Raw genomic sequence first — 25,239 nt, 5'->3', positions numbered from 1 at the left:
AGGTACCTGGGTAGGAATTGCCGCCCTTTTCCGCTGAAAAATAGGCGAACCCAGCAACCCACCGCCCCGACCGCGCCCGCCCGGCCACCTCCTTTGTGCACGGTGACAAAGCCGCTCGCGAACTTTGGACGGCGACCACGAGAGGGTGACGCCCGTCACCGAGTGAGATGGGCGGTCACAGGCGAGCCCGGCACAGGGGCGCGGCCGTTCTGATGGGGGTGCTCCGGCATGCACACGTACGACGTCATCGTGGTGGGCTCCGGCTTCGGCGGCTCGGTGACCGCCCTGCGGCTCGCGGAGAAGGGCTACCGGGTCGGCGTGCTCGAGGCGGGGCGGCGGTTCGAGGACGAGGACTTCGCGAAGACCTCGTGGGACGTGCGCAAGTTCCTCTTCGCGCCGCGCCTGGGCTGCTTCGGCATCCAGCGGATCCGGCTGCTGCGCGACGTCGTCGTCCTCGCCGGCGCGGGCGTCGGCGGCGGCTCGCTGGTCTATGCCAACACGCTCTACCAGCCCAAGTCGGACGCCTTCTTCGACGACCCGCAGTGGGCGCACATCACCGACTGGAAGGCCGAGCTGGCGCCGTACTACGACCAGGCGAGCCGGATGCTCGGCGTGGTCCAGAACCCCACGGTGACGCCGTCCGACGTCGTGATGAAGCAGGTCGCCGACGACATGGGGGTCGGCGACACCTACCGGCCGACGCCGGTCGGGGTCTGCTTCGGCACGCCGGGAGAGGCGATCCCCGACCCCTACTTCGGTGGCGCCGGCCCCGAGCGGCGCGGCTGCATCGAGTGCGGCGAGTGCATGACGGGCTGCCGGCACAACGCCAAGAACACGCTGCTCAAGAACTACCTCCACCTCGCCGAGAAGATGGGCGCCGAGGTCCGCGAGCGCACCACGGTGGTGGCGATCCGGCCCCGCGCGGACGGCGGGTACGACGTCGTCACCCACCGCTCCGGCCGCTCCGCCCGCCGTACGACGACGCTCACGGCCGGCCAGGTCGTGCTCGCGGCCGGCACGTGGGGGACCCAGGAGCTGTTGCACGGGATGCGCCGCAGCGGCGACCTCCCGCACCTGTCCGACCGGCTCGGCTACCTGACCCGCACCAACTCCGAGGCGCTGTGCGCGTCGAGCACCCGGCTGCGCAGCAAGGACCAGCACGACTTCCACCACGGCGTCGCGATCACCTCCTCGATCCACCCCGACGAGGTCACCCACATCGAGCCGGTCCGCTACGGCAAGGGCTCCGGCCTGATGGGTCTGCTGCTCACCCTGATGACGGACGGCGGCGGCCGGGTGCCGCGCTGGCTGCGCTGGCTGGGCCAGGCCGTGCGCCACCCGGGGCTGCTGCTGTCGACGTACGCCGGCCTCGGCAGCTGGCCCGAGCGCACGATCATCGCGCTCGTCATGCAGACCCACGACAACTCGATCACGGTCCACCCGAAGAAGCGCGGCAAGCGGGTCCGGCTGACCTCGACGCAGGGCCATGGCGAGCCGAACCCGACCTGGGTGCCGGTGGGCAACGAGGTGGTCCGGCGGATCGGGGACAAGATCGACGGCGGCGCCTACAGCAGCGTCGGCGAGATCTTCAACATCCCCATGACCGCGCACTTCCTGGGCGGCTGCCCGATCGGCGACTCCGCCGCCACCGGCGTGATCGACCCCTACCACCGGGTCTACGGCCACCCCGGCCTGCACGTCGTCGACGGCGCCGCGATCTCCGCCAACCTCGGCGTCAACCCGAGCCTCACCATCACCGCGCAGGCCGAGCGGGCGATGGCGGTGTGGCCCAACCAGGGCGAGGCCGACCCGCGGCCCGCGCTGGGGGCCGACTATGCGCGGCTCTCCCCGATCGCGCCGGTGCGGCCGGCTGTGCCACCGACCGCACCGGCTGCGCTCCGTCTCCCGCTGTACGTCGTGCGGAGCGACGCGTGACCGCCGCCCCGGCGGGTCTGACGGAGGAGAGCCGGCAGGTCGCTCGCGACGCCCTGCGCGCGACCCTGCCGTTCAAGGCGCTGTCGACCTTCGGCGACTTCTACGGCTTCGTCGGCAAGGTGTTCGCGCAGATGTTCACGCGGCGCCTCCAGTTCCGGGAGTTCGTCTCGCAGGCCTGGTTCGTGACGACGGTGTCGTTCGGCCCGGCGCTGCTGGTGTCGATCCCGTTCTGCGTCGTCATCATCTTCCAGGTCAACCAGCTGCTCATCCAGATCGGCGCGGTCGACCTCGCCGGCGCCGGCGCCGCGGTCGCGGTGGTGCGGGAGATCGGGCCGATCGTGTCGGTGCTGGTCGTCGCGGGCGCCGGTGCGACGGCGATCTGCGCCGACCTCGGCTCGCGCAAGATCCGCGAGGAGATCGACGCCATGGTCACCCTCGGCATCGACCCGATCGAGCGGCTCGTCGTCCCCCGGGTGATCGCGTCGACCCTCGTCGGCGTCGCGCTCAACGGCATGGTGACCGTGGTCGGCCTGGTCGGCGGCTACTTCTTCTCCGTCGTCCTGCAGGGCGCGACACCGGGCCTGTACCTGTCCGACCTGACGCTGCTGGTCGGGCTGCCGGACTTCCTCGCCTCCGAGGCCAAGGCGGCCGTCTTCGGCCTGCTCGCCGGCCTGACCGCCTGCTATCTCGGCCTCAACGCCAAGGGCGGCCCCAAGGGCGTCGGCGAGGCCGTGAACCAGACCGTGGTGTTCGCCTTCATGCTGCTGTTCGCGGCCAACAGCGTGATCAGCGCCCTCTTCCTCCAGATCAAGCTGGGAGCCTGAGATGCCCCTCTCGTCGGCGACGTCGTCGCTGCGCAACCTCGGCGACCAGCTGAGCTTCCACGGCAATGCGTACGCGCACATGCCGCGCGCACTCAAGCACTACCCGAAGGAGGTCGTCCGGCTGCTCGCCGAGGTCTCCCTCGGATCCGGCGCGCTCGCGCTGATCGGCGGCACGGTGCTGGTGATCGGCTTCCTCACCGCCGCGTCGGGCATCGAGGTGGGCCTGCAGGCCTACACCTCCTTCGACAACATCGGCGTCTCCACGCTGTCCGGCTTCTTCTCGGCGTACTTCAACACCCGCGAGGTGGCGCCGATCATCGCCGGCATCGCGCTCACCGCGACCGTCGGCGCCGGTTTCACCGCGCAGATCGGCGCGATGCGGGTGAGCGAGGAGATCGACGCGCTCGAGGTGATGGCCGTCCCGCCGGTGCCCTACCTGGTCACCACGCGGATCATCGCCGGACTGATCGCCGTCGTCCCGCTGTTCGCGATCGCGCTGATGATGTGCTGGCTGGCGACCTATCTCGTCGTCACGGTCGGCTACGACCAGGCGCCGGGCACCTACCAGCACTACTTCGACACCTTCCTCATCCCCAGTGACCTCTTCCTGGCGATCGTGAAGGTCGCGCTGATGGCGCTCGTCATCGTGTCGATCTGCTGCTACCACGGCTTCCGCGCGGCCGGCGGCCCCGCGGGCGTGGGCAAGGCCGTCGGCAAGGCGGTCCGCTCCGCGCTGATCTGCACGATGTTCATCGACCTGATCTTCGCGATCGCCATCTGGGGCGGTCCGTCGGTCCACATCGCCGGGTGAGGCGGATGAGCACCCCACACCGCAGGATCGGGCGGATCGACCGGCAGGTCGGCTACGGCCTCGTCTTCATCGCGCTCATCGCGCTGCTCATCGCCGGCACGATCGCCAAGTACCGCGGGGCCTTCGACGACACCGTCGCCGTCTCGGTCGAGTCCGACCGCGCCGGCCTGACCCTCGCCTCCGGCGCGCCGGTCAAGCTGCGCGGCGTCGAGATCGGCCGGGTCGGCAAGGTCGAGCCCGCCGGCACCGACGGCAAGGTCCAGATCGAGCTGGCCATCGACGCCGACAAGATCGACCGGGTCGCCGCCGACGTCACCGCGCAGATCGTGCCGCCCACGGCGTTCGGGGCGAAGTACGTCCAGCTCACGCCCCCGGCGCACGCCGACGGCCGCAAGATCCGCGCAGGTGCGGTGATTCCGGCCGATCGGGTGACCGTCGAGGTCGACGAGGCGTTCGCCAACCTCACCAAGGTCCTGGACGTCGCCCGTCCGGCGGAGGTCGACTCCGCCCTCACCGCGGTGGCCGGCGCGGTCGAGCAGCGGGGCCGGCTGATCGGCCGGCTGATCACGCAGACCGACGCCTACCTGCGCTCGCTCAACCCGTCGCTGCGTACCCTCGCCGCCGACCTGCGGGTCGCCGACGACGTCGCCGACGTGTACGACGTCGCCCGCCCCGACCTGGTCGACGCGCTCAGCCAGGGCGGCCAGGTGTCGCAGACACTGGTCCGTCAGCAGGCCTCGCTGCGCGCGCTGGAGCGCAGCCTCACCGGCTTCAGCGACGACGCCGACACGCTGCTGCGCAGCTCCGAGGGTGGCCTGGTCACCTCGCTGCGACTGCTGCAGCCCGTCTCCGAGGTCGGGCGTCGCTACTCGCCCGAGCTGCCCTGCCTGATCCTCGGCCTGGCGTCGGCCAACAAGCTCGCCGAGGCCGCCGTCGGCGGCACCCACCCGGGCGTCACGACCTACACCCGGATCGTGCCGGGCCGCGACCCCTACACCTACCGCGACAACCTGCCCCAGCTCGGCGCCGACAACGGCCCGGCCTGCTACGGGCTGCCGTACGTCGACGCGGAGGAGGGCCGCCAGGCGCCGCCGTCCTTCCGCACCGGCGCGAACCCGTACGTCGGGCCGCAGCCGACGCCCAGCCAGGCCGTCGTCGACACCCTGCTCGGACTGCTCGAGGGAGGGGCGAACCTGCCATGACGCCGTCGCCTGAGAAGCGCCGCCAGCGCGCGGACCTGATCAAGTTCTCGGCCTTCCTCGCCGTCGCCGCGGTCTTCACCGTGTGGGTCGCGGTCGTCACCGGCGAGTACCGCCCCGGCGACCGCGACGACTACCGCGCCGTCTTCGACGACGTGTCCGGCCTGTCGGTCGGCGACGAGGTCCGGATCGCGGGCGTCGACGTCGGCAAGGTGACCGGCATCGACGTACGACGCGACAACACCGTGCTCGTCACGTTCCGGGTGGACGCCGGCCAGCGGCTGACGACGGGCACGCACGCCACGATCCAGTACCGGAACCTGATCGGTGACCGGGTCGTCCAGCTCACCCGCGGCGAGGGGGACGAGGGAGAGATCCTCGCCGCGGGTGGAACCATTCCGGCCGCACGGACGGCGTCCGCGCTCGACCTGGACACGCTGCTCAACGGCTTCAAGCCGCTGTTCGCGGGCCTCAGCCCGACCCAGGTCAACGAGCTGTCCGGCCAGCTGGTGCAGGTGCTCCAGGGCCAGCAGTCGGCCCTGGCGACGCTCGTCGACCACGTAGCGTCATTCACGACCACGATCGGCGGCCGTGAGCAGCTGATCGGGCAGGTGATCCGCAACCTCAACAGCGTCCTCGGCACGGTCGACGACCGCAAGGCGACCGTGGGGCTGCTGCTCGACCGGCTCGACACGCTGCTGAAGGGCCTCGACTCGCAGGACACGCAGCTGCTCGACGCGGCCGGCCGGATCGACCGCTTCGCCGACGAGACCGCGTCGCTGGCGGCGCGGGCGCGCGGCGACCTGCGCGGCGACCTGCAGGGCCTGGCCGTCTCGGCGCGCGGCATCAACCGCAGGGCCGACACCTTGCAGGCGGTGCTGCGGAACCTGCCCGACCACTACCGCGCGATCCAGAACACCGCGTCGTACGGCAACTTCTTCAACTTCTTCCTCTGCGGCGTGCGGATCGAGACCGGCCTTGCCGGCGCGAAGGTCACGACGCCGTGGATCTACTCCGATGCCGCGAGGTGCAAGCGATGAGCCGGGTCATCAGCCCCGACCGACTGGCCGTGCGCGGACTCGTCGGCACCATCGCCCTGGTGCTCGTCGTGCTCGCCGCGCTCAACATCAACAAGCTGCCGCTGATCGGCAACAGCGACGTGCTGCACGTGCAGTTCGCCGAGGCCGGCGGGCTCAAGGGCGGCGACGCGGTGATGATCTCGGGCGCCCAGGTGGGCAAGGTCCGCGAGGTGCGGCTCGACGGCAGGCACGTCGTCGCCGACATCGTCCTCACCGACGGCGACGTCGTCCTGGGGCGCGACACCGAGGCGCGGATCATCACGATCACGCTGCTCGGCCGCGCCGCCGTCGAGCTGGAGCCCCGTGGCGGCGGGCGATTGAGCGCCGGACAGTCGATCCCGCTGGAGCGGACGTCGTCGCCGTACAACCTGACGAGCACGCTCAACCAGCTCACCGAGACCACCGCGTCGATCGACAAGGCGCAGCTCGCGGCGGCGCTCGACCAGGCGTCGTCGACTCTCAACGCGACCAGCCCCGACCTCGGACCGGCGCTGGAGGGCATCACCGCTCTGTCCCGTGCGGTCTCCTCCAACGACGACGAGCTGCGCTCGCTGGTGGCGCACGCCGACAACGTCACCGGCGTGCTGGCCAGTCGTGACCAGCAGATCGCCTCGCTGCTGGGCTCGGGCCGCTCGCTGCTGGCCGAGCTCGACGCCCGCCAGCAGGTCGTCGTCAGCCTGCTGCAGAGCGCGCGGGCGCTGTCGACCGAGCTGCGGTCGCTGCTCGACGACACCGACGACGTGCTCGGGCCGGCGCTCGACGAGCTCGACGGGGTCGTCAAGGTGCTCAACCGCAATAAGTTGGACCTGCAGGACACGGTCTTCGGCCTGCGCGGCTATGCCACCGCCTTCGGCGAGGCGATCTCGAGCGGGCCGTGGTTCGACGCCTACATCCAGAACCTGACCGCGCCCGGCACCCTCGTCCCCGTCCTCTCGGGAGTCATGCCATGAAGAAGAAGATCCTGATCGCGGTCGTGCTCGCGGCCGTCGTCCTCAGCGGCTACTCGTGGCAGCGCGACGCCGGCAGCACGACCGTCCGCGCGTACTTCTCCAGTGCCGAGGGGCTCAACGTCGGCGACGACGTCAAGGTGCTCGGCGTCAAGGTCGGCACCATCGAGGCCATCGAGAACAAGACCCAGGGCGTGCTGGTGACGCTGAAGGTCGACTCCGGCCAGCCGATCCCGGCCGACGCGCATGCCGCGATCGTGTCGCCGAGCCTGGTGAGCGGGCGGTTCGTGCAGCTCGAGCCCGTGTACGACGGCGGCCCGCGGCTCGAGGACGGCAGCACGATCGCGCTGGCCCGAACCGCCGTCCCGGTCACCTTCGACGACGTCAAGCAGCAGCTGACCGACCTCGCGACCACGCTCGGCCCCGACGCGGGCAAGAAGCAGGGCCCGCTCGCCATCGCGATCACCGCGCTGGAGAAGAGCCTGCGCGACGGCAACTCCACCCAGCTGCGGACGTCGATCGACGAGCTCCGCGGCGCCGCGACCGCGCTGTCCGACGGCCGCTCCGACCTGTTCTCGACGGTCCGGAACCTCAACGCGTTCACCCGCAACCTGGCGCTCAACGACGCCGCGGTCCGGGGCTTCACGACCGAGCTGGACGACGTGAGCGGCGTCCTGGCCGCCAACCGGGCCAACCTGCGCGGCGCGCTCGTCGACCTGGCGAAGGTGCTGGCGACGACCGACCGCTACTTCACGCGGCACCGCAAGCGGCTGCGCACCACGACCACGGACGTGAACCTGCTGGCCGCCGCGCTCGCGGACCGGTCCAACGAGCTGGCCGGCGTCCTGCACGTCGCGCCGCACGCGCTCGTCGACCTCAGCAACACCATCCAGGACCAGGCGATCACCGGCCGGGCCACGCTCTCGGCGCTCGACAACGTCCCGCAGCTGCTGTGCGGCGCGGTGCTCGGCGTCGGCGGCACCGCGGAGCAGTGCGCGAAGGTGCTGCAGCCGCTCGCCGACCTGCTCGGCCTCGACCTGACCGCCCGCCGCAAGGGAGGACAGCGATGACGCGGACCTGGCTCCGGCGACTGGTGCCCGCGGTGCTCGCCGCCGCACTCCTCACCACCGGCTGCGACATCCAGCCCAACGACAACACGCTCCCGGGCCAGGTGGCCGTGGGCGACGACGGCTACACGGTCGAGGTGCACTTCGACCAGATCGAGAACCTGGTCCCCAACTCCACGGTCCAGAAGGACAACGTGGTCATCGGCACCGTCGGCGAGATCAAGGCCGAGGGCTGGGAGGCGGTCGTCCGGCTGCACCTGCGCAAGGACGTGCCGCTGCCTGCCGACGCGGTGTTCGCCATCGGTCAGAAGACCCTGCTCGGCGCGCAGTACGTCGAGGTCTCGGCACCCGCCCGCTCCGGCGGTGGACGGCTCGCCGACGGCGCCGTGGTGCCGGTGGCGCAGACCGGGAGCTATCCGGCGACCGAGCAGGTCCTCGGCGCGGTCGCGCTGCTGCTCAACAACGGCGGCCTGGCGCAGATCAGCACGATCACCGGCGAGCTGTCGACGGCGCTGCGGGACCGGGTGCCCGACACCCGCCGGCTGATCCGGCACGCGGACGAGCTGCTCGCCGTCCTCGACGCCAACAAGGGCGAGATCGTCCGCGCCCTCGAGTCCCTCGACCGGTTGAGTGCGGGCCTGCGCAAGGACCAGGACCGGATCGCGACCGCCATCGACCGGATCACGCCGGGCCTCCGGGTCCTCGAGCAGGAGCGCAACCGGCTGGTCAAGGCGGTCACCACGACCGGGCGGACCGGCGACCGCGCGGTGCGCGTCGTACGGGCGAGCGAGACCGCGCTGCTCGCCAACCTCGACGCGCTCGGGCCGATCCTCACCCACCTCGGCAAGGCCAGCGAGTCGCTGCCGGACGCGCTGAAGCTCGGACTGACCATCCCGTTCCCGGTGATGACCACGCGCAATGCGCTCAAGGGCGACTACGCCAACCTGTTCGCGACGCTCGACCTGCGCGACCAGAGCCTGCTCGGCAGCTGGCTCGGGCTGATCGGCGTACCCGCGGCGGCCCAGGCCGGTGACCCGGTCACCGACCCGCTGACGCCGCCCGCCGTGGGCACGCCGGCGGCACCGGCCACCGGGACGCCGGCCACGCCGACGCCCACTCCCGAGGTCCCGACGCCCACGCCGACCGAGACGCCGAAGAAGTGCGGCCTCCTCAAGATCCTGGGAATGTGCTGATGCTGCTCACGCCTCTGATCAAGCGCCAGCTGCGCATCTTCGCGGTGCTCGCGGTGGTGGCCCTCGGCCTCGCGTTCTTCCAGTACGCACGGGTGCCGGCGATGCTCGGCATCGGCGTCTACGACGTCCGGGTCGACTTCGCCGACGCCAGCGGGCTCTACCCGAAGGCGGCGGTGACCTACCGCGGCGTCGAGGTCGGCGAGGTGTCGCGGCTCGAGGTCACCGACCACGGGGCGATCGCCACGCTGCGCCTGGAGAACTCGGCGCGGATCCCGGCGCGGGCGTCGGCCGAGCTGCACAGCACGTCAGCCGTCGGCGAGCAGTACGTCGACCTGGTCGACCCGCGCTCCGGTGCGGGCGGGTCGGTGCTGGCCGACGGCGCCACCATCCCGCGGGACCGGGCGGTCGAGATGCCCCAGATCACGCCGGTCCTCGACTCGGTCAACCGACTGCTCGAGTCGGTGCCGAAGGCCGCGACCCGACGGGTCCTCGACCAGATCGATGACGGCCTGGGCGGATCGGGCCCCGATCTGCAGGAGCTGGTCGACTCGTCCGGCAAGCTGCTGACCGAGGCGCAGTCGCAGATCGAAGCGACCACGTCGCTCATCTCGGCGCTGCAGCCGGTGCTCGAGACGCAGCGCGACCTCGGCCCGGCGACGCGCGACGGCGCGGCACAGCTCGATCAGGTGACCGGCGTCCTCGCGGACGACGACAGTGCGGCGCTGCGGGGTCTCCTGGCCACGGGGCCCGGTGGCCTCGACGCGGCGCGGGCGACGGTGCGTGACCTGCAGCCGGTGCTGCCGATGATGCTGGCAAACCTGACCACCAACGCCCAGGTGCTCAACACCTACCTGCCGCAGGTGCGGCAGACCCTCGTCGTCTACCCGTCGCTCGTGGCGCGGCTGCAGTCGGCGGTCAACCCGCGCGCGGCGCAGGGCGACGTGAAGCTCGACCTGCGGGCCGCGCTCAACGACCCGCCGACCTGCCGCAGCGGCTACCTGGACCCGCGCCAGCGACGCAACCCGCGCGCGACCGAGGTCCGGGACGTCGACACGCTCGCCCACTGCGAGATCGCGCCCGACGACCCGACCGCGATCCGCGGCGCGCGCAACCTGCCGTGTCCGCAGGGGACCGGCCGGGGTCCGACGCCGGCGGCGTGCGGGATCCGGTTCGGCGACGGTGTGTGGCCGGAGTCGGGCGGGACGGCGGCGTACGACCTGGCGGTCGGGCGCGGCGGCGAGCCGGCCCGCACCGGCGAGGACAAGACGAAGGGAGCGGACCTGTGGCAGATCCTGGTGCTGGCGCCGTTGAGCGTGCGATGACCGGCCGGCTGGTGGCGGGCGTGGTCGGGCTGGTCGCGGTCGCGCTGCTGGTGTTCGCGGGGCAGCGGGCCCTGGCCTGGCGGGGCGACCGGTCGGAGCTCTCCGACGGACGGGCCGCCGCGGCGGCCGCGACCGCCGAGGTGGAGGGCCTCATCGACATCAGCGGCTCGACGTCCGATGCCGACATGGTGCGCCTGCTCGACGGCGCGACCGCCGCGTTCCGGACCGACCTCGAGGCGCAGGCCGCCCGGTTGCAGAAGGCGCTCGCCGACAACAAGGTGAAGGCGACCGGGAAGGCCGTCTCGACCGGCGTGGTCAAGCTCGCCGACGACCGCGCGACCGTCATCGTCGCCGCGGCCGGGACCGTGAAGAACAAGCAGACCAAGGCCGCGGAGCCGCGCAACTACCGGCTGCGGGTCGACCTGCAGCGGGTGAAGGGGGACTGGCTGGTGTCGGGACTGGAGTTCGTCGCATGAGCCGCTTGACCGGTCTCACCCGCGTCGCCGCGGTCCTGCTGGTGCTCGCGGTCGTGGCGGCCGTGGTCGCCGGCGTCGGCGCCCATCGTGCGGCCGCGACCGCCGACGCGCGCAGCGACGCCCTCGCCGCCGCCAGGAAGCGCGTCCCCGAGCTGCTGAGTTATGAGAACGCCACCCTCGACGACGACCTGCGCCGCGCGCTCGCCCAGACGACGGGCGGGTTCACCGCCGACTACGGCAAGCTGCTCGACGACGTCGTGAAGCCCACCGCCGCGGCTCGCAGGATCAGCACCTCGGCCTCGGTCAGCGCGGCCGGTGTCGTCTCGGGCGGGCGCGAGCGAGTCGTCGTCCTGCTGTTCCTGACCCAGACCACGGTCGGGGGGCAGGGCGGCTCGTCGGTGTCGGGCAGCCGGGTCGAGGTCACCATGAAGCCGGACGGCGACGACTGGAAGATCGCGGGGCTGAAGCCGCTGTGACCTTCGTGTCGTTCGACCAGGACCTGCGCCGCTGGGTGGCCGAGTTCGTCGGGGCCGAGTCCGAGGGCGCCGCCGTCGACGCCTGGGTGAGTCACGTGCTCGGGCGGATCGTCGGCCAGGTGCCGGAGGTCCGCGAGGACGCCGCGCTGCGGGGCGTCGTCCGCGACGCCTGTGACGCGCACTGGCGGTCGTTCCTGGCCAATCTCGGCCAGCCTGAGCAGACCTTCCACCTCGTGCACGAGGCGCGCGACGTCCCGCTCGTCGTCGCCCAGCATGGCTATCCGCTGCCGGTGATCTTCCAGATCTACACGGCCGGCGAGCAGGCGGTGTGGGAGTTCATCACCGCCGCGGTGAAGGAGGCGACCGCCTCGGGGGTGGCCGAGGCCGACGCGCTGGTGCACTTCTGGACCCGGTCGAGCATGTGGTTCGACCGCTCCGTCGAGATGTCGGTGACGCTCTACCAGGAGGAGGTCGAGCGGATCCGTCAGGGCGACGCGGCCCGCCGGCTCGAGGTGGTCCGCGCGGTCCTGGCCGGTACGACGCTCGACCCGCGCGAGATCTCCGCCGGGCTGGGCGGACACCCCGTGTCGGCGTACCAGACGGCGGTGCTGCTGCACACCGACGACGACACCCGGATCGCCGACCTGCCGCAGGCCGCGCTGTCGCTGACGGCCGCGCTGGGCCTGCGCCAGCCGCTCGTCGTCCACCCCGGCGGACGGGACCTCTGGGCGTGGATCACCTCGGCCGTGGCGCCCGACCTGGCGCCCCTGGCGGACTGCGCGGCCTGGCTGCGGGAGCGCCGGATCATCGCCACGCTCGGGGCACCCGCGCCGGGCGTCGACGGCTTCTGTTCCTCGCACGTCGAGGCGCTCGCGACGCAGCGGCTGGTGCTGGCGGCCGACGAGCCGGCGTCCCTCACCTTCTTCACCGACGTCGAGCTGATGACCCTCATCGGCGACGGCGAGGCGATGCGGCGCTACGTCCACCGCACCCTCGGCCGGCTCGCCGCTCCCGACGAGCACGCCGAGCGGCTGCGGACGACGCTGCGCGCGCTGCTCTCGACCGGCAGCGTCGACGCGGCGGCCCGGCACCTGCTGGTGCACAAGAACACGGTGCGCTACCGGGTCGAGCGGGCCGAGGAGCTGATGGGCCGCCGGCTCGGCGAGTACGCCACCGCCGTCGACGTCGCGTTGCGCTGCCACGCGGCCTTCATGAGCGCCGGCGGCCGCGGTTCAGCAGGGCCAGCAGCGACCTGAGCAGGCGGGTGCGACCGGCGCGGTAGGGGTAGGTGTGGACGTCGCGCCGCAGGTGCCAGCGCGACACCAGCAGCGACTGCTGCCGGCAGTACTTCGTGATCCCATCCTTCCCGTGCCGCCGCCCGATGCCCGACGCCGGCTTGGCGCCGCCCATCGGCAGCTCGAGCGCGGTGTAGTTGACGACCGCGTCGTTGACGGTGACCGCGCCGGCCTCGAGGCGGCGCGCGACGTCCTCGGCCCGGGCCAGGTCGCGGCCGAAGACCGACGCACACAGCCCGTACGCCGAGTCGTTGGCCAGCCGCACCGCCTCGTCGGCGTCCGGCACCGCCATGATCGGCAGCGTCGGGCCGAACGTCTCCTCGCGCATGATCGTCATCGAGTGGTCGACGTCGACGAGGACGGTCGGCGGGTACCAGTGGCCCTCCCGCTCCGGCCGCACGCCGCCCGTGAGGGCGCGGGCACCGGCGGCGAGCGCCTCGCTGACGTGCCGGTCGACGACGTCGACCTGGGGCGGGAAGGTCAGCGAGCCGAGGTCGACACTGCCCGGTCCGGCCGGCACGCCCTGGCGCAGCGCGTTCACCTTCGCGGTCACCAGGTCGACGAAGTCGGCGTACACGGGCTCCTCGACGTAGCAGCGCTCGATGGAGATGCACGTCTGGCCGCAGTTGAACATCGCGTAGTACGCCGCATGCGTGGCCGCGCGCTCCAGGTCGGCGTCGGCGAGCACGATCATCGGGTCCTTGCCGCCGAGCTCGAGCGACGCGGGGATCAGCCGCTCGGCGGCGCGGGCCGCGACCCGCCGTCCGGTCGCGGTGGAGCCGGTGAACATGATCATGTCGACCTCGTCGACGAGCGCGGCTCCCGTCTCGCCGCGGCCGGTGACGACGCCGAAGACGCCGTCCGGCAGGCCGCACTCGGCGAGGCCTTGCGCCAGCAGGAGGGAGGTCAGCGGGGTGACCTCCGAGGGCTTGAGCAGGACCGCGTTGCCCGCCGCCAGGGCGGGGATGCAGTCTCCGAAGGAGTTGGTCAGCGGATAGTTCCACGGGCCGATCACGCCGACCAGGCCGACCGGCCGGTAGCGCTGGACCAGGCGCTTGCCCGCCACCAGCGGCTGGCTGGAGCGGACCTTCGTCTCCGCCAGATAGCGCGGCGCCTGCTTCGCCCAGAACCCGAACGCCGCGGCGCCGTAGTTGACCTCGGCGAGCAGGGCGTCCTCGTAGGCCTTGCCGGTCTCCGCCGAGATGGTCGCGACCACGGTGTCGGCGTGGTCGACGATCCAGCGCTGCATCCGGCGCAGCACGGCCGCGCGGCCGTCGTACCCGAGGGACTGCCAGGCGGGCTGGGCGGCTCGGGCACGCCGGGCCGCGTCCGCGACGGCGGTGGCGTCCAGGTCGGGGACGGTGCCGATGATCCGTCCGGTGGCGGGGTTCTCGACCGCGATCGTCATGGCGGCAAGTCTCGGGAGCCCAGATCGCCGCAGGTACGGGCCTTCGGACAAATGACGAGATCATTTTGGGACGGGCGTCCAAGGCCCCGGCGGGGTCGGGGCTCCTACCTTCACGTCCCATGCAGAGTCGACCGATCGCGACCGAGGTGCCCCGCGCCGAGCTCCCTCATGCCGTCACCGGACTGCCGGATCCGGGCGAGCGGGTGCCGGCGATGGCCTGGCCGACCGCGGCGCTGTACGTCGGCACGCTGGCGCTCTTCGCCCTGGAGCTGGTGCTCGTGCTGGCGATGGGCGCGACGCCGTGGCTGACCGTGCCGATGGGCGCGGCGGTCACCTTCTTGATGTTCAGCGTGCTGCACGAGTCGACCCACCACGCGATCAGCACCCACACACGGGTGAACAACGCGCTGGGCCACCTGTCGGTGCTGCTGGTGGTGCCGTGGGCGACGTACCCGCTGGTGAAGTTCATCCACATCGAGCACCACCGCAACACCAACGAGCCCAAGTCGATCGACCCGGACGCGTGGTGCGAGGAGGGGCCTGCGTGGCAGCTTCCGCTGCGCTGGGCGACGATCGACATCTGGTACGTCGTCTTCTACCTGCGGCGGCTCCGCGATCGTCCGTACGGCGAGGTCGCGGCGACGTTCGCCGTGTCCACCGCGGTCATCGGCGGCTTCGTCGCGATCGCGGCGGCCGGCTACGGAAGTGCGCTGTTCTGGGCCTTCCTGTTGCCGCAGCGCTTCGGGATGCTGATTCTCGCGTGGTGGTTCGACTACCTGCCGCACCACGGGCTGACCGTGACCCAGCGCGAGGACAAGTACCGCGCGACGCGCGTCCGGGTCGGCGGCGAGGGGCTGCTGACGCCGCTGTTCGTCTACCAGAACTACCACCTGGTGCACCACCTGCACCCGAGCGTGCCGTTCTACCGCTACATCCGCGCGTGGAAGCGCAACGAGCAGGCCTACCTCGACCGCAACGCCGCCATCTCCACGTGGTTCGGCCGGTCCCTGACCCCCAGCGAGTACCGCACCTGGCGCCGGCTCACCGACGAGATCACCCGCCATCCCACCTTCCACTCGCTGAGGGTGCGCGCGGTCGAGCCGGTGAGCAGCGACGCCGTCGCGGTCACCTTCGACGTCCCGGCAGACCTGGCGGATGCCTACCGGTACGTGCAGGGACAGCACGTCACGCTGCGCGCGGTCATCGACGGCGAGGAGGTGCGGCGCAGCTACTCGCTCGTCGCACCCCTGGTCGACGGCACACTGCGGGTGGCGGTGAAGCAGGTGACGGGCGGCCGGTTCTCGTCGTACGTCAACGGGCGGCTGGTCGCCGGCGAGCTGCTCGACGTGATGACCCCGGCCGGTGCCTTCCACGTGCCGCTCGACCCGGCCGCGGCGCGGCACCACGTCGGCGTGGCCGCCGGATCCGGCATCACGCCGCTCATGTCGACCATCGCGACCACCCTCGACACCGAGCCGGGCAGCCGGTTCACGCTCGTCTACGGCAACCGGACGGCGGCGACCACGATGTTCGCGGCCGAGCTCGCCGCCTGGCAGGAGCGGTACGGCGACCGCCTCGTCGTCCACCACATCCACTCCGCCGAGCAGGGCCGGATCACGCCGTCCCTGGTGCTGTCACTGGTGCCCGAACCGGAGTCCGTCGCGGCGTGGCTGCTGTGCGGGCCGCAGGAGCTGGTCGAGGCGGTGCGCGCGGAGCTGCTCACCGTCACCGCGCCGGGGCGCGTGCTCACCGAGGTCTTCCACGTCGTCGGCGGCGCGGTCGCCGGCGCCGGGCTGCCCGAGCTCACCAGCAAGGTCACGGTCTCCCTCGACGGCACGGACACCACCTTCCCGCTCGCCTCGACCGGCGCATCGGTGCTCGACGCGGCTCTGCAGGCGGGCATCGACCCGCCGTACTCGTGTGCGGGCGGGGCGTGCGGCACCTGCCGGGCGAAGGTGGTGCTGGGCCGGGCGGTGATGGACCAGAACCACGTGCTCGACGAGGAGCAGGTCGCGCAGGGGTATGTGCTGACCTGTCAGGCGCACCCGGTCACGGGTGAGGTACGGGTCGACTACGGTCGTTGAGGGCCGCGCGGCGCCTGCGGTCCTCGCGCCAGCGGAGGTTCTGCTCGGTGAGAACCAGCGCGACGAGGATCGACATCCAGAACACCGGGCCGTTGCCGCTCATCTCGAGATAGGCGCCGGGGATGAGGGACATGGCGATCGAGACCGCGAGCAGGACGGCGGGGAAGGTGATCCGGTCGACCAGGTCGCGCCGGTCGGCGAGCTGCCACAGGACCCCGCCCAGGACACCGGCCACGGCCCAGGAGGGTTTGGGGGGCGTCGGTCAGCGGCACGAGGACCTCCGGGTGAGTCGTGTGCCTGAGAACCCGGATATCGGGGTTCTCAGGCACACGACTCCCCAGCGGCGGCGAGCGCCTCGACCGCCGCCAGGTCGTACGCCCCCGCGTCGGTCCCGAGCCCCTGCGCCACCTGGGCCGCCGTCGCACAGCCCAGCGCCGCCGCCTCGACCGGCGACCGCCCGAGCGAGACCCCGCGCAGGAAGCCGGCGGAGAAGGCGTCGCCGCAGCCGGTGGTGTCGACGACGTCGACCGAGTACGCCGGCACCTCGGCCACACCCTCCGCCGCGGCCACGAGCGCGCCGCGCGCGCCCTGCGTGACCGCCACGCACCCGACGCCGTGGTCGAGCAGCGCCCGCGCGCCGTCGGCGAGCGAGTCGGCGCCGGTGAGGCCGAGGACCTGCTCGTCGTTGGGCAGCAGGTAGTCGGTGTGGGGGAGGGCGGCCGCGATCCAGGCGAGCAGGTCCGGGTCACCCGGCGCCAGGACGTCGACCGACGTGGTGATCCCCGCCGCGCGAGCGCGCGCGAGCAGCTCGCCTGCGGCGTCGCCGCCGAGGAACTCCGGGCCGCCCAGGTGCAGGTGCGTCACGCCGTCCAGCGCGTCCGGCGGCAGATCAGCGAGCGTGAACAGGCCGTTCGCGCCGATGCAGTGCCACGCGGGGCGGTCGCCGTTCGGGCGCACGGGCAGCACGGAGGCGGAGGTCTGGGCGGAGTCCTTGCGGACCAGTCCGGCGGTGTCGACGCCGGCCCGGCCGAGCAGGGCGAGGAGGGTGTCGCCGACCGGGTCGTCGCCCACGGCGCCGTACGAGCGGACGGTGGCGCCGAGCCGGCTCAGCACGAGCGCGGTGCCGCCGGCGGTGCCGGCGGCCGACATCCGGATCGTCTCGACCAGCTGCCCGTCGGAGCCGGACGGGATCGACTCGATGCCGAGCACGTGGGTGTCGAGGACGTGGACGCCGACGGCGGCGACGGTCATGGTCATTCGGATGCCTTCCGGGTTGCTCCGTAGCCGCGCTCCAGCGCGACCCGGACGACGTCGGCCTGCTGCTCCTCGGTGAGCACGCGCGGAGTGCCGAGCGCGCTCGCCCGGTGGTGGAGCTGGCAGAGCCACTCGAGCAGCAGCGCGTTCTCGACGGCCTGGTCGAGCGAGCCGCCGAGGGTGACCGAGCCGTGATTCGCCATCAGTACGGCGCTCCGCCCGGCCAGGCCCGCGCGCACGTGGGCGGCGAGCTCCGGCGTCCCGAAGGTCGCGTACGGCGCCACGCGCACCTCGCCGCCCAGCGTGAGCTGCTGGTAGTGCAGCACCGGCAGGACGTCGAGCACGCACGCCACGGCCGTCGCGAAAGGTGCGTGTGTGTGCACACACGCACCTGCGGGGGTGTCGGCGTAGACGCCCAGGTGCAGGGCGACCTCGCTCGTGGGGGCCAGCGACCCCGTGACGACGCGGCCCCCGAGGTCGACGACGGTGACGTCGTCCTCCGTGCAGGCGCCGAGGCGGACGCCGGTCGCGGTGATCGCGACCAGGTCGCCCTCGCGGGCGCTGACGTTGCCGGCGGTGCCGACGAGGAGTCCGGCGTCGGCGAGCTGCCGGGACGCGGCCGCGACCGCCGCCCGCAGCGACGTCACCGGCCGGTGGCGATCTGGTCGAGGTAGCCGGTGACCAGGGCGATCGCCTGGTCGATGAGGAACTGGTCGCCACGCGGGTCGTTCTCGAAGGCGACCTGGAAGGCCCGGTCGCCGACCTCGACGGCGAGCTCGGCGATGGTCATCAGCTGCTGCTCGTCGTAGGGGCCGGCGGCGAGGAGCCCGGCGTCGACGCCGAAGGCCAGCAGGTTCTCGGCGGTACGGCGGTTGTGGTGGCGGCCGTAGTCGTAGATGGCGGGGTTGGTGCGCCCGCGCATCCAGATCTGCATGAACGCCGGACGGCGGTGATAGACCTTCACGAACGCCCGCATCGCGGTGTCGATCATCGACGCGACGGTGAGCTCCTCGATGGCGGCGAGGTCGGTGGCGACCTGGTCGTCCATCTCGGCCATGTCGCGCTCGCAGAGCGCGAGGAGCACGGCCTCCTTGTCGGCGAAGTACTGGTAGAGCGACGCGACGGGCAGCTGGGCGGCCTCCGCGATCGAGCGTGTCGTCAGCGTGTCGACGCCGTTGGTCAGGACGAGGCGGGCGGTGGCGTCGAGGATGCGCTCCACCCGTTCCCGGGATCGGGCCTGGGTCGGGAGCCTGCGGCGGCTCGGACCGACGGTGGCGGGGGACATGCCTCCCAGTGTAGCCTCCGAATCCGAACCTGACACAGATTCATCTTCGGAGGTGCCGTGAGCACGCTGGACGTGGGACGACGGGGACTGCTGGCGGGTGTCGCCGGAGGTGCGGTCGCGCTCGGCGCGCTCGCGACCGAGGCGCTCGAGCACGAGGTCGTGGCCGGCACGCTGCAGGGTTCGCTGCCCCGCAAGGTCGACGTCGTCGTGGTCGGCGCCGGCATCGCCGGACTGGTGGCGGCCCGCCGGGTCGCCCGCGGGGGCCGGTCGGTGCTCGTCGTCGAGGCGCGCAACCGGGTCGGCGGCCGCGTCCTCAACCACGGCCTCGACACCGGCGGCACCATCGAGGCCGGCGGGGCCTTCGTCGGCCCCACCCAGGACCACATCAAGCGCCTCGCCCGCAGCCTCGGCATCGCCACCTTCGACGAGTACGTCACCGGCAAGAACGTCTACGTCTCCTCGACCCTCGGCCGGATGGAGTTCAAGGGAACCGTCCCGCCCGACCCCACCATCCTGCTCGACGCCGCGGTGGCGCTGAAGACCCTCGACCAGTACGCCGCGCAGCTGCCGGTCGACGCGCCCTGGGCGCACCCCAGGGCCGCCGAGTGGGACCGGATTACCCTCGGCGAATGGCTGCGCGCCCACACCCTCAACGCCCAGGGCGTCGAGCACCTGATCCGCGCCTGGACCCAGCCCGGCTTCGGCGCCGACCCCGACCAGCTCTCGCTGCTCTTCGTGCTCCACTACATCGCCTGCTCCGGCAACGAGACGACGGTCGGCACCTTCGAGCGCAACTCCGACACCGCCGGCGGGGCGCAGGAGAGCCGATTCGTCGGCGGCTCGCAGCGGGTCCCGCTCGAGCTCGCGAAGCGGCTCGGCCGCCGGGTCGCGCTGCGTGCCCCCGTCACCCGCATCGCCCACGTCGACGGCGGCGTCCGCGTCCACACCCGCCGCGGCGTGGTGAAGGCGCGCCGGGTGATCGTCGCCGCGCCGCCGAAGCAGGTCCTCGGCATCGACTTCGCCCCGGGCCTGCCCGCCGGCCGCCGCGCGCTGCTGCAGCAGCTGCAGATGGGCCGGCTGATGAAGTGCGACGCCGTCTACGACAAGCCGTTCTGGCGCGACCAGGGGCTGACCGGCTTCGGCATCTCCGACAACGGAGCCGTCCGCGCGGCCTTCGACAACCACGTCGCCGACACCGGCCACGGCGTCCTGCTGGCGTTCGTGGGCGGGTCGACGTGGGCGCAGTACGGCACCCGCTCGCTCGCCGAGCGTCGTGCCGCCGTGCTGCAGGGCTTCGCCAGCATGTTCGGCGAGAAGGCGCTGCGCCCGATCGAGTACGCCGAGCACGACTGGACCCGCGAGCGCTGGACCGGCGGCGGCCCCACCGCGATCTACGCCCCCGGCGTGATGACCACCCACGGCCACCACATCCGCACGCCCTTCCGCCGGATCCACTGGGCCGGCACCGAGACGTCGACGTACTGGACCGGCTACATGGACGGCGCCGTCCGCTCCGGCGAGCGCGCCGCCGCGGAAGTGCTGGAGAAGCGGTGAGGGCCCGCGCCCTCGCCCCCGCCCTCGCGCTGATCGCCCTCCTCGCCCCGTCTGCGGCACCGGCCGCACCGGCCGCACCGGCCGCGCCCGCGGCGGCGCGGACGGACGGCGAGACGCGGGTGTTCGCGCGGGTCGGGGCGCCCGGCTTCCCGGCGTACGTGCACGTCCATCCCGGCAACGGCCGGGTCTACGCCGCGACCTACACCAACCCGACCGGCGACACGATGCCCTCGCGCGTCTTCGAGTGGACGGCGGGCGGCACGCTGCAGCGCTCCTGGACCGTGCCCGGGCAGAACCGGAAGGCGGCGCGCGGCGTCCAGGTCGCGACGTCGGACGCGCGCGGGCGGCTGGTCCTGCTGGAGAAGTCGCGCGCGCGGGTTCTCACGCTCAACGTCCGCAACGGCCGGTTCCAGGTGCAGGCGACGATCCCCGACCTGCCGGGCCGCGGCCACCCGATGCCCAACTACGCCGCATGGGGCCCGGACGGCGGGCTGTACGTCACCGACGACGGCCAGGACGTGATCTGGCGGATTCCCGCCGCCGGCGGCATGCCGCGCCCGTGGTCCGGCTCGAAGCGGCTGGCGGGGACGGAGTTCGGCACGACGGGCATCGTCTACGAGCCGAGCCGCCGCTCGTTCCTGATCTCGCAGCAGAGCACGACCGACCCGCTCGACCTGATGCGCGGCCACCTCTACCGGCTGCCGGTGCGCGCCGACGGCGGCCCCGGCGTGCTGAGCACGCTCTGGACGTCGGGCCCGCTCGACCTGCCCGACGGCTTCGGTGTGGCCCGCTCCGGCAACGTCTACGTCGCGCTGCTGGGCACCAACCAGCTGGTCCGGATCAGCCCGGCCGGCAAGGTGCTCGCGCGCTTCCCGAAGCGGCCGCTGTCGGGCGCCAACGGCTCGCCCGTCCCGTTCGACAGCCCGTCGAACGCCACCTTCCAGGGCACGCGGGTGCTGGTCGCCAACCAGTCCGCGATCCTCGGGACGACGTCGCACCATGCGGTGCTGGCGGTCGAGGTGGGCGAGCGCGGCGCCCCGGTGTTCATACCGTCGCGGGCTCGGCTGCGCTGACCGGCGCCGGACGCCGGGTCAGGGCGCGCACCGACGGCGCCGCGAGCGCTGCCAGCGAGCTCAGCCCGATCACCGCGGCGACGACGAGCAGCCACCGGTCGACGCCGACGAGGGCGGCGACCGGTCCGGTGAGCGCCAGCCCGAGCGGACGGCAGACGAACGAGCCGACCAGGTCGAAGGAGTAGACCCGGGCGAGCATGTCCTCCGCGATGTTCTGCTGGATCGCCAGGTCCCACTGGACGCTGAACAGCTGCAGCCCCACGCCGTGCGCGAAGGCGCCGAGCAGCACCGGCCACAGCGAGCCGCCGAGCGCCATCGCGATGGGGAAGGCCGCGGTCAGGCTGAGCATGAGCACGCCCCAGCGCAGCAGGTGGCGCGGCTGCCAGCGCAGCGCGACGAAGCCGCCCGCGACGAAGCCGATCATCAGCGCCGACAGCGCCCAGCCCCACGCCTGCTCGCCCCACGCGTCGCCGACGACGATCGGGCCGAGCACGCCCTGCACGCCGCCGTAGCAGAGGTGGTAGAGCAGGGCTTGGCCGATGAGCAGCCACAGCCAGCTGTGGCGCAGCACCTCGCGGGCGCCGTCGGCCAGCTCGGACAGCATCCGCTCGCGCCCCGCGGTGGCGACATTGGGCACCCGGATCATCGCGAAGAGCACGGCCGCCACGGCGTAGGTCGCCGCGTCGACGGCGATCGCCCAGCCGGGGCTGGACGCGGCCACGATGATGCCGCCGACCGCGAACCCCACGGCGTACGCCGTCTGGTTGGCCAGCGCGCGCAGCACCACCGCCCGCGGCAGCTGCTCGGCGGTCACGGTCGCGCGGGTCATCGCATTGGACGCCGGCTGCGCAAGCGCACCGAGGCAGCCGTTGACCACGCCGATCGCGGTGAGGAAGGCGATCGAGCCGTGCCCGGACAGCAGCACCACCGCGCAGGCGGCCTGGCTGACCGCGGTCGCCGCGGACGAGCCCTGCATCAGCAGCTGGCGGGGGAGGCGGTCGCCGAGCACGCCGCCGTAGAGGATGGTGACGACCTCGGCGCCCGCGAAGGCGGCGACGACGAGGCCGAGCTCGGTCGCCGTACCGCCGAGGTGGAGGACGGCGAACGCCAGCGCCACCGGCGTCATCGCCGACCCGAGACCGCTCACCGCGACGCCGCCCACGAGCATGCGGAAGTCGTGGGAGCGCAGGGGCGACGGCACGGACATGTCGCCCAAGGTACTTCGCTATCTAAGTATTCGGCAACTAAGTATTCGCCGGGCTAAGCATCGCCACTACGCTGGCGCCATGGCCGAGGACTGGACCGACCGGCACGTCGCCCGCTGGAAGGACCACTGGCTCGACCTCGGGTTCGACGAGGAGGTCGAGGCGGTGTTCACCCGCGTGACCCGGGTGGCGCGCTATCTGCGCGTCGCGAAGACGGCCGCGGTGGCGGAGGTCGGGCTGAGCGACTTCGAGTACGACACCCTGCACGCGCTGATGATCCGCGACACCCCCGGCTCGGCGTCCCCCACCGAGCTGGCGCAGGAGGTGGGCGTCACCGGGGCCGGGATGACCGGGCGGCTCGACGGCCTCGAGAAGGCCGGCTGGGTCCGGCGGATCCCGTCGGTCGACGACCGGCGCCGGGTGATCGTCGAGGTCACCCGGTCCGGGATGGAGATCTGGAAGCGGGCGATGGAGATCCGCGGCCACGCCGAGGACGACCTGGCCGAGGCGCTCACCGACCGGGAGCTGGCGACGCTCAACCGGCTGCTCAAGAAGGTGACCGTCCGGTCGGAGGAGCGCGAGGGCTGATCTGAGGCAGCCCCGAGGTGGCCCGCCCGGCGCCGCCGGACGGGCCACCCGTGCTCGCGTGCTTCGACCCCCCACAAGGCCGAGGGCGCGAGGGAGGCCGCGTCCCCTACGGAGACTGCAGCAGGGTCAGCACCGCCAGGACCCGGCGGTCCAGCTGGGGCGACGGGGTGAGCTCGAGCTTGCGGAAGATCCGTGCGCAGAGGTCCTCGACCGACGTCCGGTTGAGGTAGAGTTGGGACGCGATCGCGGCCTCGGACTGGCCGAGGGCGATCAGGTGCAGCACCTTCCGCTCGCGGCGGGAGAGCTGGTCGAGCCGGGTCGTCGCCGCGACGTACGTCGCCTCGAGCGTCATCATGTCGCCTCCTGGTGGGGGGTGTCGGGTCAGGCCGGGAGGACCGGGCCGCCGTGCAGGTGGAACCGGCGGGCCCGCACCGGCAATGAGGGAGAGCGGCGCGGGCCCGCCAGCGAGAGGACGTCGAGCGCGGCGCCGGAGGCGGCCGTCTCGTCGATGTGGCGCAGGATCTCGAGCACGCCGGACTCGGTCCGCCGCAGCCGGCGGTAGGTGGCCTCGTTGTCGTCCTCGCGGCCGTGGACGTCGAGCTGGGCCTCGCACATCCGCAGCCAGCGGGAGCGCAGCGCGGTGACCAGGCCCTGGGGGCCGTCGAAGTACTGCTGCCACTCGTCGCACCAGGGCACGGCGCCGCTCATGTCGGTCGCGGCGATCGCCTCCACCTCGCGGATGATGCGCATCCGCTCGTGGGTCTCGTTCCAGGTCATGGTGTCGGTCCTTCCGGGGAGCCGCGGTCTGGGGGGAGGGGCCGCTGGGTGGTTTGACGGAAGGAGGAGTCGCGGGAGCGGGGTCCTGATACGAGGAATCTCGACGTATCACCGGCACTGGCTCGCGGGTCCTAAGTGCGGGACGATGCACCCGCAAGCTCTCGCGAACGTGCAGGGGGGTCGGGTGTGGACGTGAGTCAACCGCTGTCGATGCTCGTCCCCGCAGCGCGAGAAGGAGATCAGCATGCATGGGATGCGATCGTCGACCGGTTCCTCCCCCTGGTGGACGCCATCGTCCGCGGCCACCGGCTCTCGGAGGCCGATGGGGACGACGTCAGCCAGACCGTCTGGCTGCGCCTGGTCGAGCACCTCGGCGACCTGCGCGAGCCGGACGCCCTGCCCGGCTGGATCCGCACCACGGCCCGCAACGAGTGCCTGCGCCTGCTCGCCGCGCGCGGCCGGGTCCGCCCGGTCGACCCGCAGGACGACGGCGGCCTCGACGCCGTCGCCGAGGACGTCGCCGCGGCCGACCTGCTCGCCGCGGAGCGCCGGCAGCTGCTCCGGGAGGCGCTCTCCGAGCTCCCGGAGGCCCGCCGGGCGCTGCTCCTGCTGCTCCTCACCGACCCGCCGTTGGCCTACGACGAGATCAGCCGCCTGCTCGGCATCCCGATCGGCAGCATCGGCCCCACCCGGGCCCGCGCGCTCGACCAGCTCCGCCGTACCCGGGCGCTGCGGGGGCTCGGCCCCGACCTGGTGGGTGGCCGTTGATGGGCGGAGGCGATGACATGACCGACGACGAGCTCCTGGCGATGCTGGGCGAGGCGGTGGCCGAGGAGGCCGCCGTCAGCGACCGCCGCCGTGCCGCCGCGCGCGCCGCCTTCACCTGGCGCTCCGTCGACGCCGAGCTGGCCGAGCTGCTCCACGACTCCGCCCTCGACGCGGGCGCCGCGATCCGATCCTCCGGCGCGACCGAGCCGCGGACGCTGTCCTTCGGCCACACCGGCCTGACCCTCGAGGTCGAGGTCGACGGCGACGCCCTGCTGGGTCAGGTCATCGGCGGCTCGGCGTCCGACGCGCCGGCGACCGTGGTGCTCGAGCGCCCGGACGCCGACCCCGCCTCGGTCGTGGCCGACGTCGGCGGCTTCTTCCGGATCGACGGCGTCGGCACGGGCGCCGTGCGCTTCGTCGTCCAGCAGGCGGGGTGGTCGCTGACCACGCCGTGGGTGACGCTCTAGTTGTACTGACCACGGACGTTAGGTACGGCGCGCCTGCTGGACGATGACGAAGACCTCCGGGTGAGGTGTGAAGCGACCAAGCATTCACTCGCTCACGAAACTCCGGAGGTCTTCGTGTCTCACGCTAACGCCTGCCTGACCCCTGCCGGTCG

General features: G+C 72.6%; 26 protein-coding genes. 18 read left to right on the top strand and 8 right to left on the bottom strand.

Going from position 1 to position 25,239, the window contains the following annotated elements; genetic code table 11:
- Positions 1-228 precede the first annotated feature (228 nt).
- Genes AB4880_RS25685 through AB4880_RS25630 form a run of 12 tightly spaced genes read left to right on the top strand, consistent with a single transcriptional unit; the run spans position 229 to position 12,585 of the window.
- On the top strand, positions 229-1,935 hold the full coding sequence (locus AB4880_RS25685) for an FAD-dependent oxidoreductase (RefSeq protein ID WP_367922080.1): 1,707 nt from the start codon (positions 229-231) through the stop codon (positions 1,933-1,935).
- The gene (locus AB4880_RS25680; protein WP_367922079.1) at positions 1,932-2,759 is read left to right on the top strand and encodes an MlaE family ABC transporter permease; all 828 of its coding nucleotides are present in this window, start codon (positions 1,932-1,934) and stop codon (positions 2,757-2,759) included. Before AB4880_RS25685 ends, AB4880_RS25680 begins: the two co-directional genes overlap by 4 nt.
- A gap of 1 nt (position 2,760) precedes the next feature.
- Positions 2,761-3,570: an MlaE family ABC transporter permease gene (locus tag AB4880_RS25675; RefSeq protein WP_367922078.1), complete on the top strand. Its 810-nt coding sequence runs from the start codon at positions 2,761-2,763 to the stop codon at positions 3,568-3,570.
- A 5-nt stretch (positions 3,571-3,575) separates the two neighbouring features.
- Positions 3,576-4,772 carry an MCE family protein gene (locus AB4880_RS25670; protein ID WP_367922077.1) on the top strand — a complete coding sequence of 399 codons (1,197 nt, stop codon included), beginning with the start codon at positions 3,576-3,578 and terminating at the stop codon, positions 4,770-4,772.
- Positions 4,769-5,809: an MCE family protein gene (locus AB4880_RS25665; protein ID WP_367922076.1), complete on the top strand. Its 1,041-nt coding sequence runs from the start codon at positions 4,769-4,771 to the stop codon at positions 5,807-5,809. Before AB4880_RS25670 ends, AB4880_RS25665 begins: the two co-directional genes overlap by 4 nt.
- Positions 5,806-6,798 (top strand): MCE family protein, encoded by a 993-nt coding sequence (locus AB4880_RS25660; protein ID WP_367922075.1) that lies wholly within the window; start codon positions 5,806-5,808, stop codon positions 6,796-6,798. The genes AB4880_RS25665 and AB4880_RS25660 overlap by 4 nt, the downstream gene beginning before the upstream one ends.
- Positions 6,795-7,865 carry an MCE family protein gene (locus AB4880_RS25655; protein WP_367922074.1) on the top strand — a complete coding sequence of 357 codons (1,071 nt, stop codon included), beginning with the start codon at positions 6,795-6,797 and terminating at the stop codon, positions 7,863-7,865. Before AB4880_RS25660 ends, AB4880_RS25655 begins: the two co-directional genes overlap by 4 nt.
- On the top strand, positions 7,862-9,055 hold the full coding sequence (locus AB4880_RS25650) for an MCE family protein (RefSeq protein WP_367922073.1): 1,194 nt from the start codon (positions 7,862-7,864) through the stop codon (positions 9,053-9,055). The genes AB4880_RS25655 and AB4880_RS25650 overlap by 4 nt, the downstream gene beginning before the upstream one ends.
- Complete coding sequence (locus AB4880_RS25645) at positions 9,055-10,377, top strand: MCE family protein (protein WP_367922072.1); 1,323 nt, start codon at positions 9,055-9,057, stop codon at positions 10,375-10,377. The genes AB4880_RS25650 and AB4880_RS25645 overlap by 1 nt, the downstream gene beginning before the upstream one ends.
- The gene (locus tag AB4880_RS25640) at positions 10,374-10,853 is read left to right on the top strand and encodes an Rv1363c family protein (RefSeq protein WP_367922071.1); all 480 of its coding nucleotides are present in this window, start codon (positions 10,374-10,376) and stop codon (positions 10,851-10,853) included. Before AB4880_RS25645 ends, AB4880_RS25640 begins: the two co-directional genes overlap by 4 nt.
- The gene (locus tag AB4880_RS25635; RefSeq protein WP_367922070.1) at positions 10,850-11,329 is read left to right on the top strand and encodes an Rv1363c family protein; all 480 of its coding nucleotides are present in this window, start codon (positions 10,850-10,852) and stop codon (positions 11,327-11,329) included. The genes AB4880_RS25640 and AB4880_RS25635 overlap by 4 nt, the downstream gene beginning before the upstream one ends.
- Positions 11,326-12,585, top strand: a complete 1,260-nt coding sequence (locus tag AB4880_RS25630; RefSeq protein ID WP_367922069.1) for a PucR family transcriptional regulator — start codon at positions 11,326-11,328, stop codon at positions 12,583-12,585. The genes AB4880_RS25635 and AB4880_RS25630 overlap by 4 nt, the downstream gene beginning before the upstream one ends.
- Here the strand turns inward: AB4880_RS25630 and AB4880_RS25625 are convergent.
- Positions 12,539-14,032, bottom strand: coding sequence for an aldehyde dehydrogenase family protein (locus AB4880_RS25625; protein ID WP_367922068.1), 1,494 nt, complete (start codon positions 14,030-14,032; stop codon positions 12,539-12,541). The genes AB4880_RS25630 and AB4880_RS25625 overlap by 47 nt on opposite strands.
- 119 nt (positions 14,033-14,151) lie before the next feature.
- Between AB4880_RS25625 and AB4880_RS25620 the strand changes: the two genes are divergently transcribed.
- Positions 14,152-16,116: a fatty acid desaturase gene (locus AB4880_RS25620; RefSeq protein WP_367922067.1), complete on the top strand. Its 1,965-nt coding sequence runs from the start codon at positions 14,152-14,154 to the stop codon at positions 16,114-16,116.
- Here AB4880_RS25620 and AB4880_RS25615 read toward each other — a convergent pair.
- From AB4880_RS25615 to AB4880_RS25600, 4 genes are all read right to left on the bottom strand, one after another.
- Positions 16,082-16,351: a hypothetical protein gene (locus AB4880_RS25615; RefSeq protein WP_367922066.1), complete on the bottom strand. Its 270-nt coding sequence runs from the start codon at positions 16,349-16,351 to the stop codon at positions 16,082-16,084. The genes AB4880_RS25620 and AB4880_RS25615 overlap by 35 nt on opposite strands.
- Positions 16,352-16,437: 86 nt before the next feature.
- On the bottom strand, positions 16,438-17,373 hold the full coding sequence (locus AB4880_RS25610) for a carbohydrate kinase family protein (protein WP_367922065.1): 936 nt from the start codon (positions 17,371-17,373) through the stop codon (positions 16,438-16,440).
- Positions 17,370-18,017 (bottom strand): class II aldolase/adducin family protein, encoded by a 648-nt coding sequence (locus tag AB4880_RS25605; protein WP_367922064.1) that lies wholly within the window; start codon positions 18,015-18,017, stop codon positions 17,370-17,372. The genes AB4880_RS25610 and AB4880_RS25605 overlap by 4 nt, the downstream gene beginning before the upstream one ends.
- A complete protein-coding gene (locus AB4880_RS25600; RefSeq protein WP_367922063.1) occupies positions 18,014-18,655 on the bottom strand; it encodes a TetR/AcrR family transcriptional regulator in 642 nt (213 codons plus the stop codon). Before AB4880_RS25600 ends, AB4880_RS25605 begins: the two co-directional genes overlap by 4 nt.
- 57 nt (positions 18,656-18,712) lie before the next feature.
- On the opposite strand from AB4880_RS25600, the gene AB4880_RS25595 reads away from it, so the two are divergent.
- Together AB4880_RS25595 and AB4880_RS25590 are read left to right on the top strand one after the other, a co-directional pair.
- A complete protein-coding gene (locus AB4880_RS25595) occupies positions 18,713-20,209 on the top strand; it encodes a flavin monoamine oxidase family protein (protein WP_367922062.1) in 1,497 nt (498 codons plus the stop codon).
- The gene (locus AB4880_RS25590; protein ID WP_367922061.1) at positions 20,206-21,282 is read left to right on the top strand and encodes an SMP-30/gluconolactonase/LRE family protein; all 1,077 of its coding nucleotides are present in this window, start codon (positions 20,206-20,208) and stop codon (positions 21,280-21,282) included. The genes AB4880_RS25595 and AB4880_RS25590 overlap by 4 nt, the downstream gene beginning before the upstream one ends.
- Here AB4880_RS25590 and AB4880_RS25585 read toward each other — a convergent pair.
- A complete protein-coding gene (locus AB4880_RS25585) occupies positions 21,254-22,489 on the bottom strand; it encodes an MFS transporter (RefSeq protein WP_367922060.1) in 1,236 nt (411 codons plus the stop codon). The two genes, AB4880_RS25590 and AB4880_RS25585, sit on opposite strands and share 29 nt — an antisense overlap.
- Positions 22,490-22,568: 79 nt before the next feature.
- On the opposite strand from AB4880_RS25585, the gene AB4880_RS25580 reads away from it, so the two are divergent.
- On the top strand, positions 22,569-23,075 hold the full coding sequence (locus tag AB4880_RS25580) for a MarR family winged helix-turn-helix transcriptional regulator (RefSeq protein WP_367922059.1): 507 nt from the start codon (positions 22,569-22,571) through the stop codon (positions 23,073-23,075).
- 106 nt (positions 23,076-23,181) lie between these two features.
- Here AB4880_RS25580 and AB4880_RS25575 read toward each other — a convergent pair whose 3' ends face one another.
- Positions 23,182-23,430 (bottom strand): LuxR C-terminal-related transcriptional regulator, encoded by a 249-nt coding sequence (locus AB4880_RS25575; RefSeq protein ID WP_367922058.1) that lies wholly within the window; start codon positions 23,428-23,430, stop codon positions 23,182-23,184.
- A gap of 26 nt (positions 23,431-23,456) precedes the next feature.
- A complete protein-coding gene (locus AB4880_RS25570) occupies positions 23,457-23,852 on the bottom strand; it encodes a hypothetical protein (protein ID WP_367922057.1) in 396 nt (131 codons plus the stop codon).
- Between the two features lie 192 nt (positions 23,853-24,044).
- Here AB4880_RS25570 and AB4880_RS25565 point away from each other — a divergent pair, with 192 nt between their 5' ends.
- Positions 24,045-24,620, top strand: a complete 576-nt coding sequence (locus AB4880_RS25565) for an RNA polymerase sigma factor (protein WP_367922056.1) — start codon at positions 24,045-24,047, stop codon at positions 24,618-24,620.
- Positions 24,621-24,637: 17 nt separating this feature from the next.
- Entirely contained in the window at positions 24,638-25,087 is a 450-nt protein-coding gene (locus AB4880_RS25560; RefSeq protein ID WP_367922055.1) for a hypothetical protein, read from the top strand.
- Positions 25,088-25,239: the final 152 nt, after the last annotated feature.

The organism is Nocardioides ginsengisoli, assembly GCF_039537225.1.
Taxonomy (GTDB): Bacteria; Actinomycetota; Actinomycetes; order Propionibacteriales; family Nocardioidaceae; genus Nocardioides; species Nocardioides ginsengisoli.
Note: the sequence above shows the minus strand (reverse complement) of the source record. Positions and strands in the feature narration are given on the sequence as shown.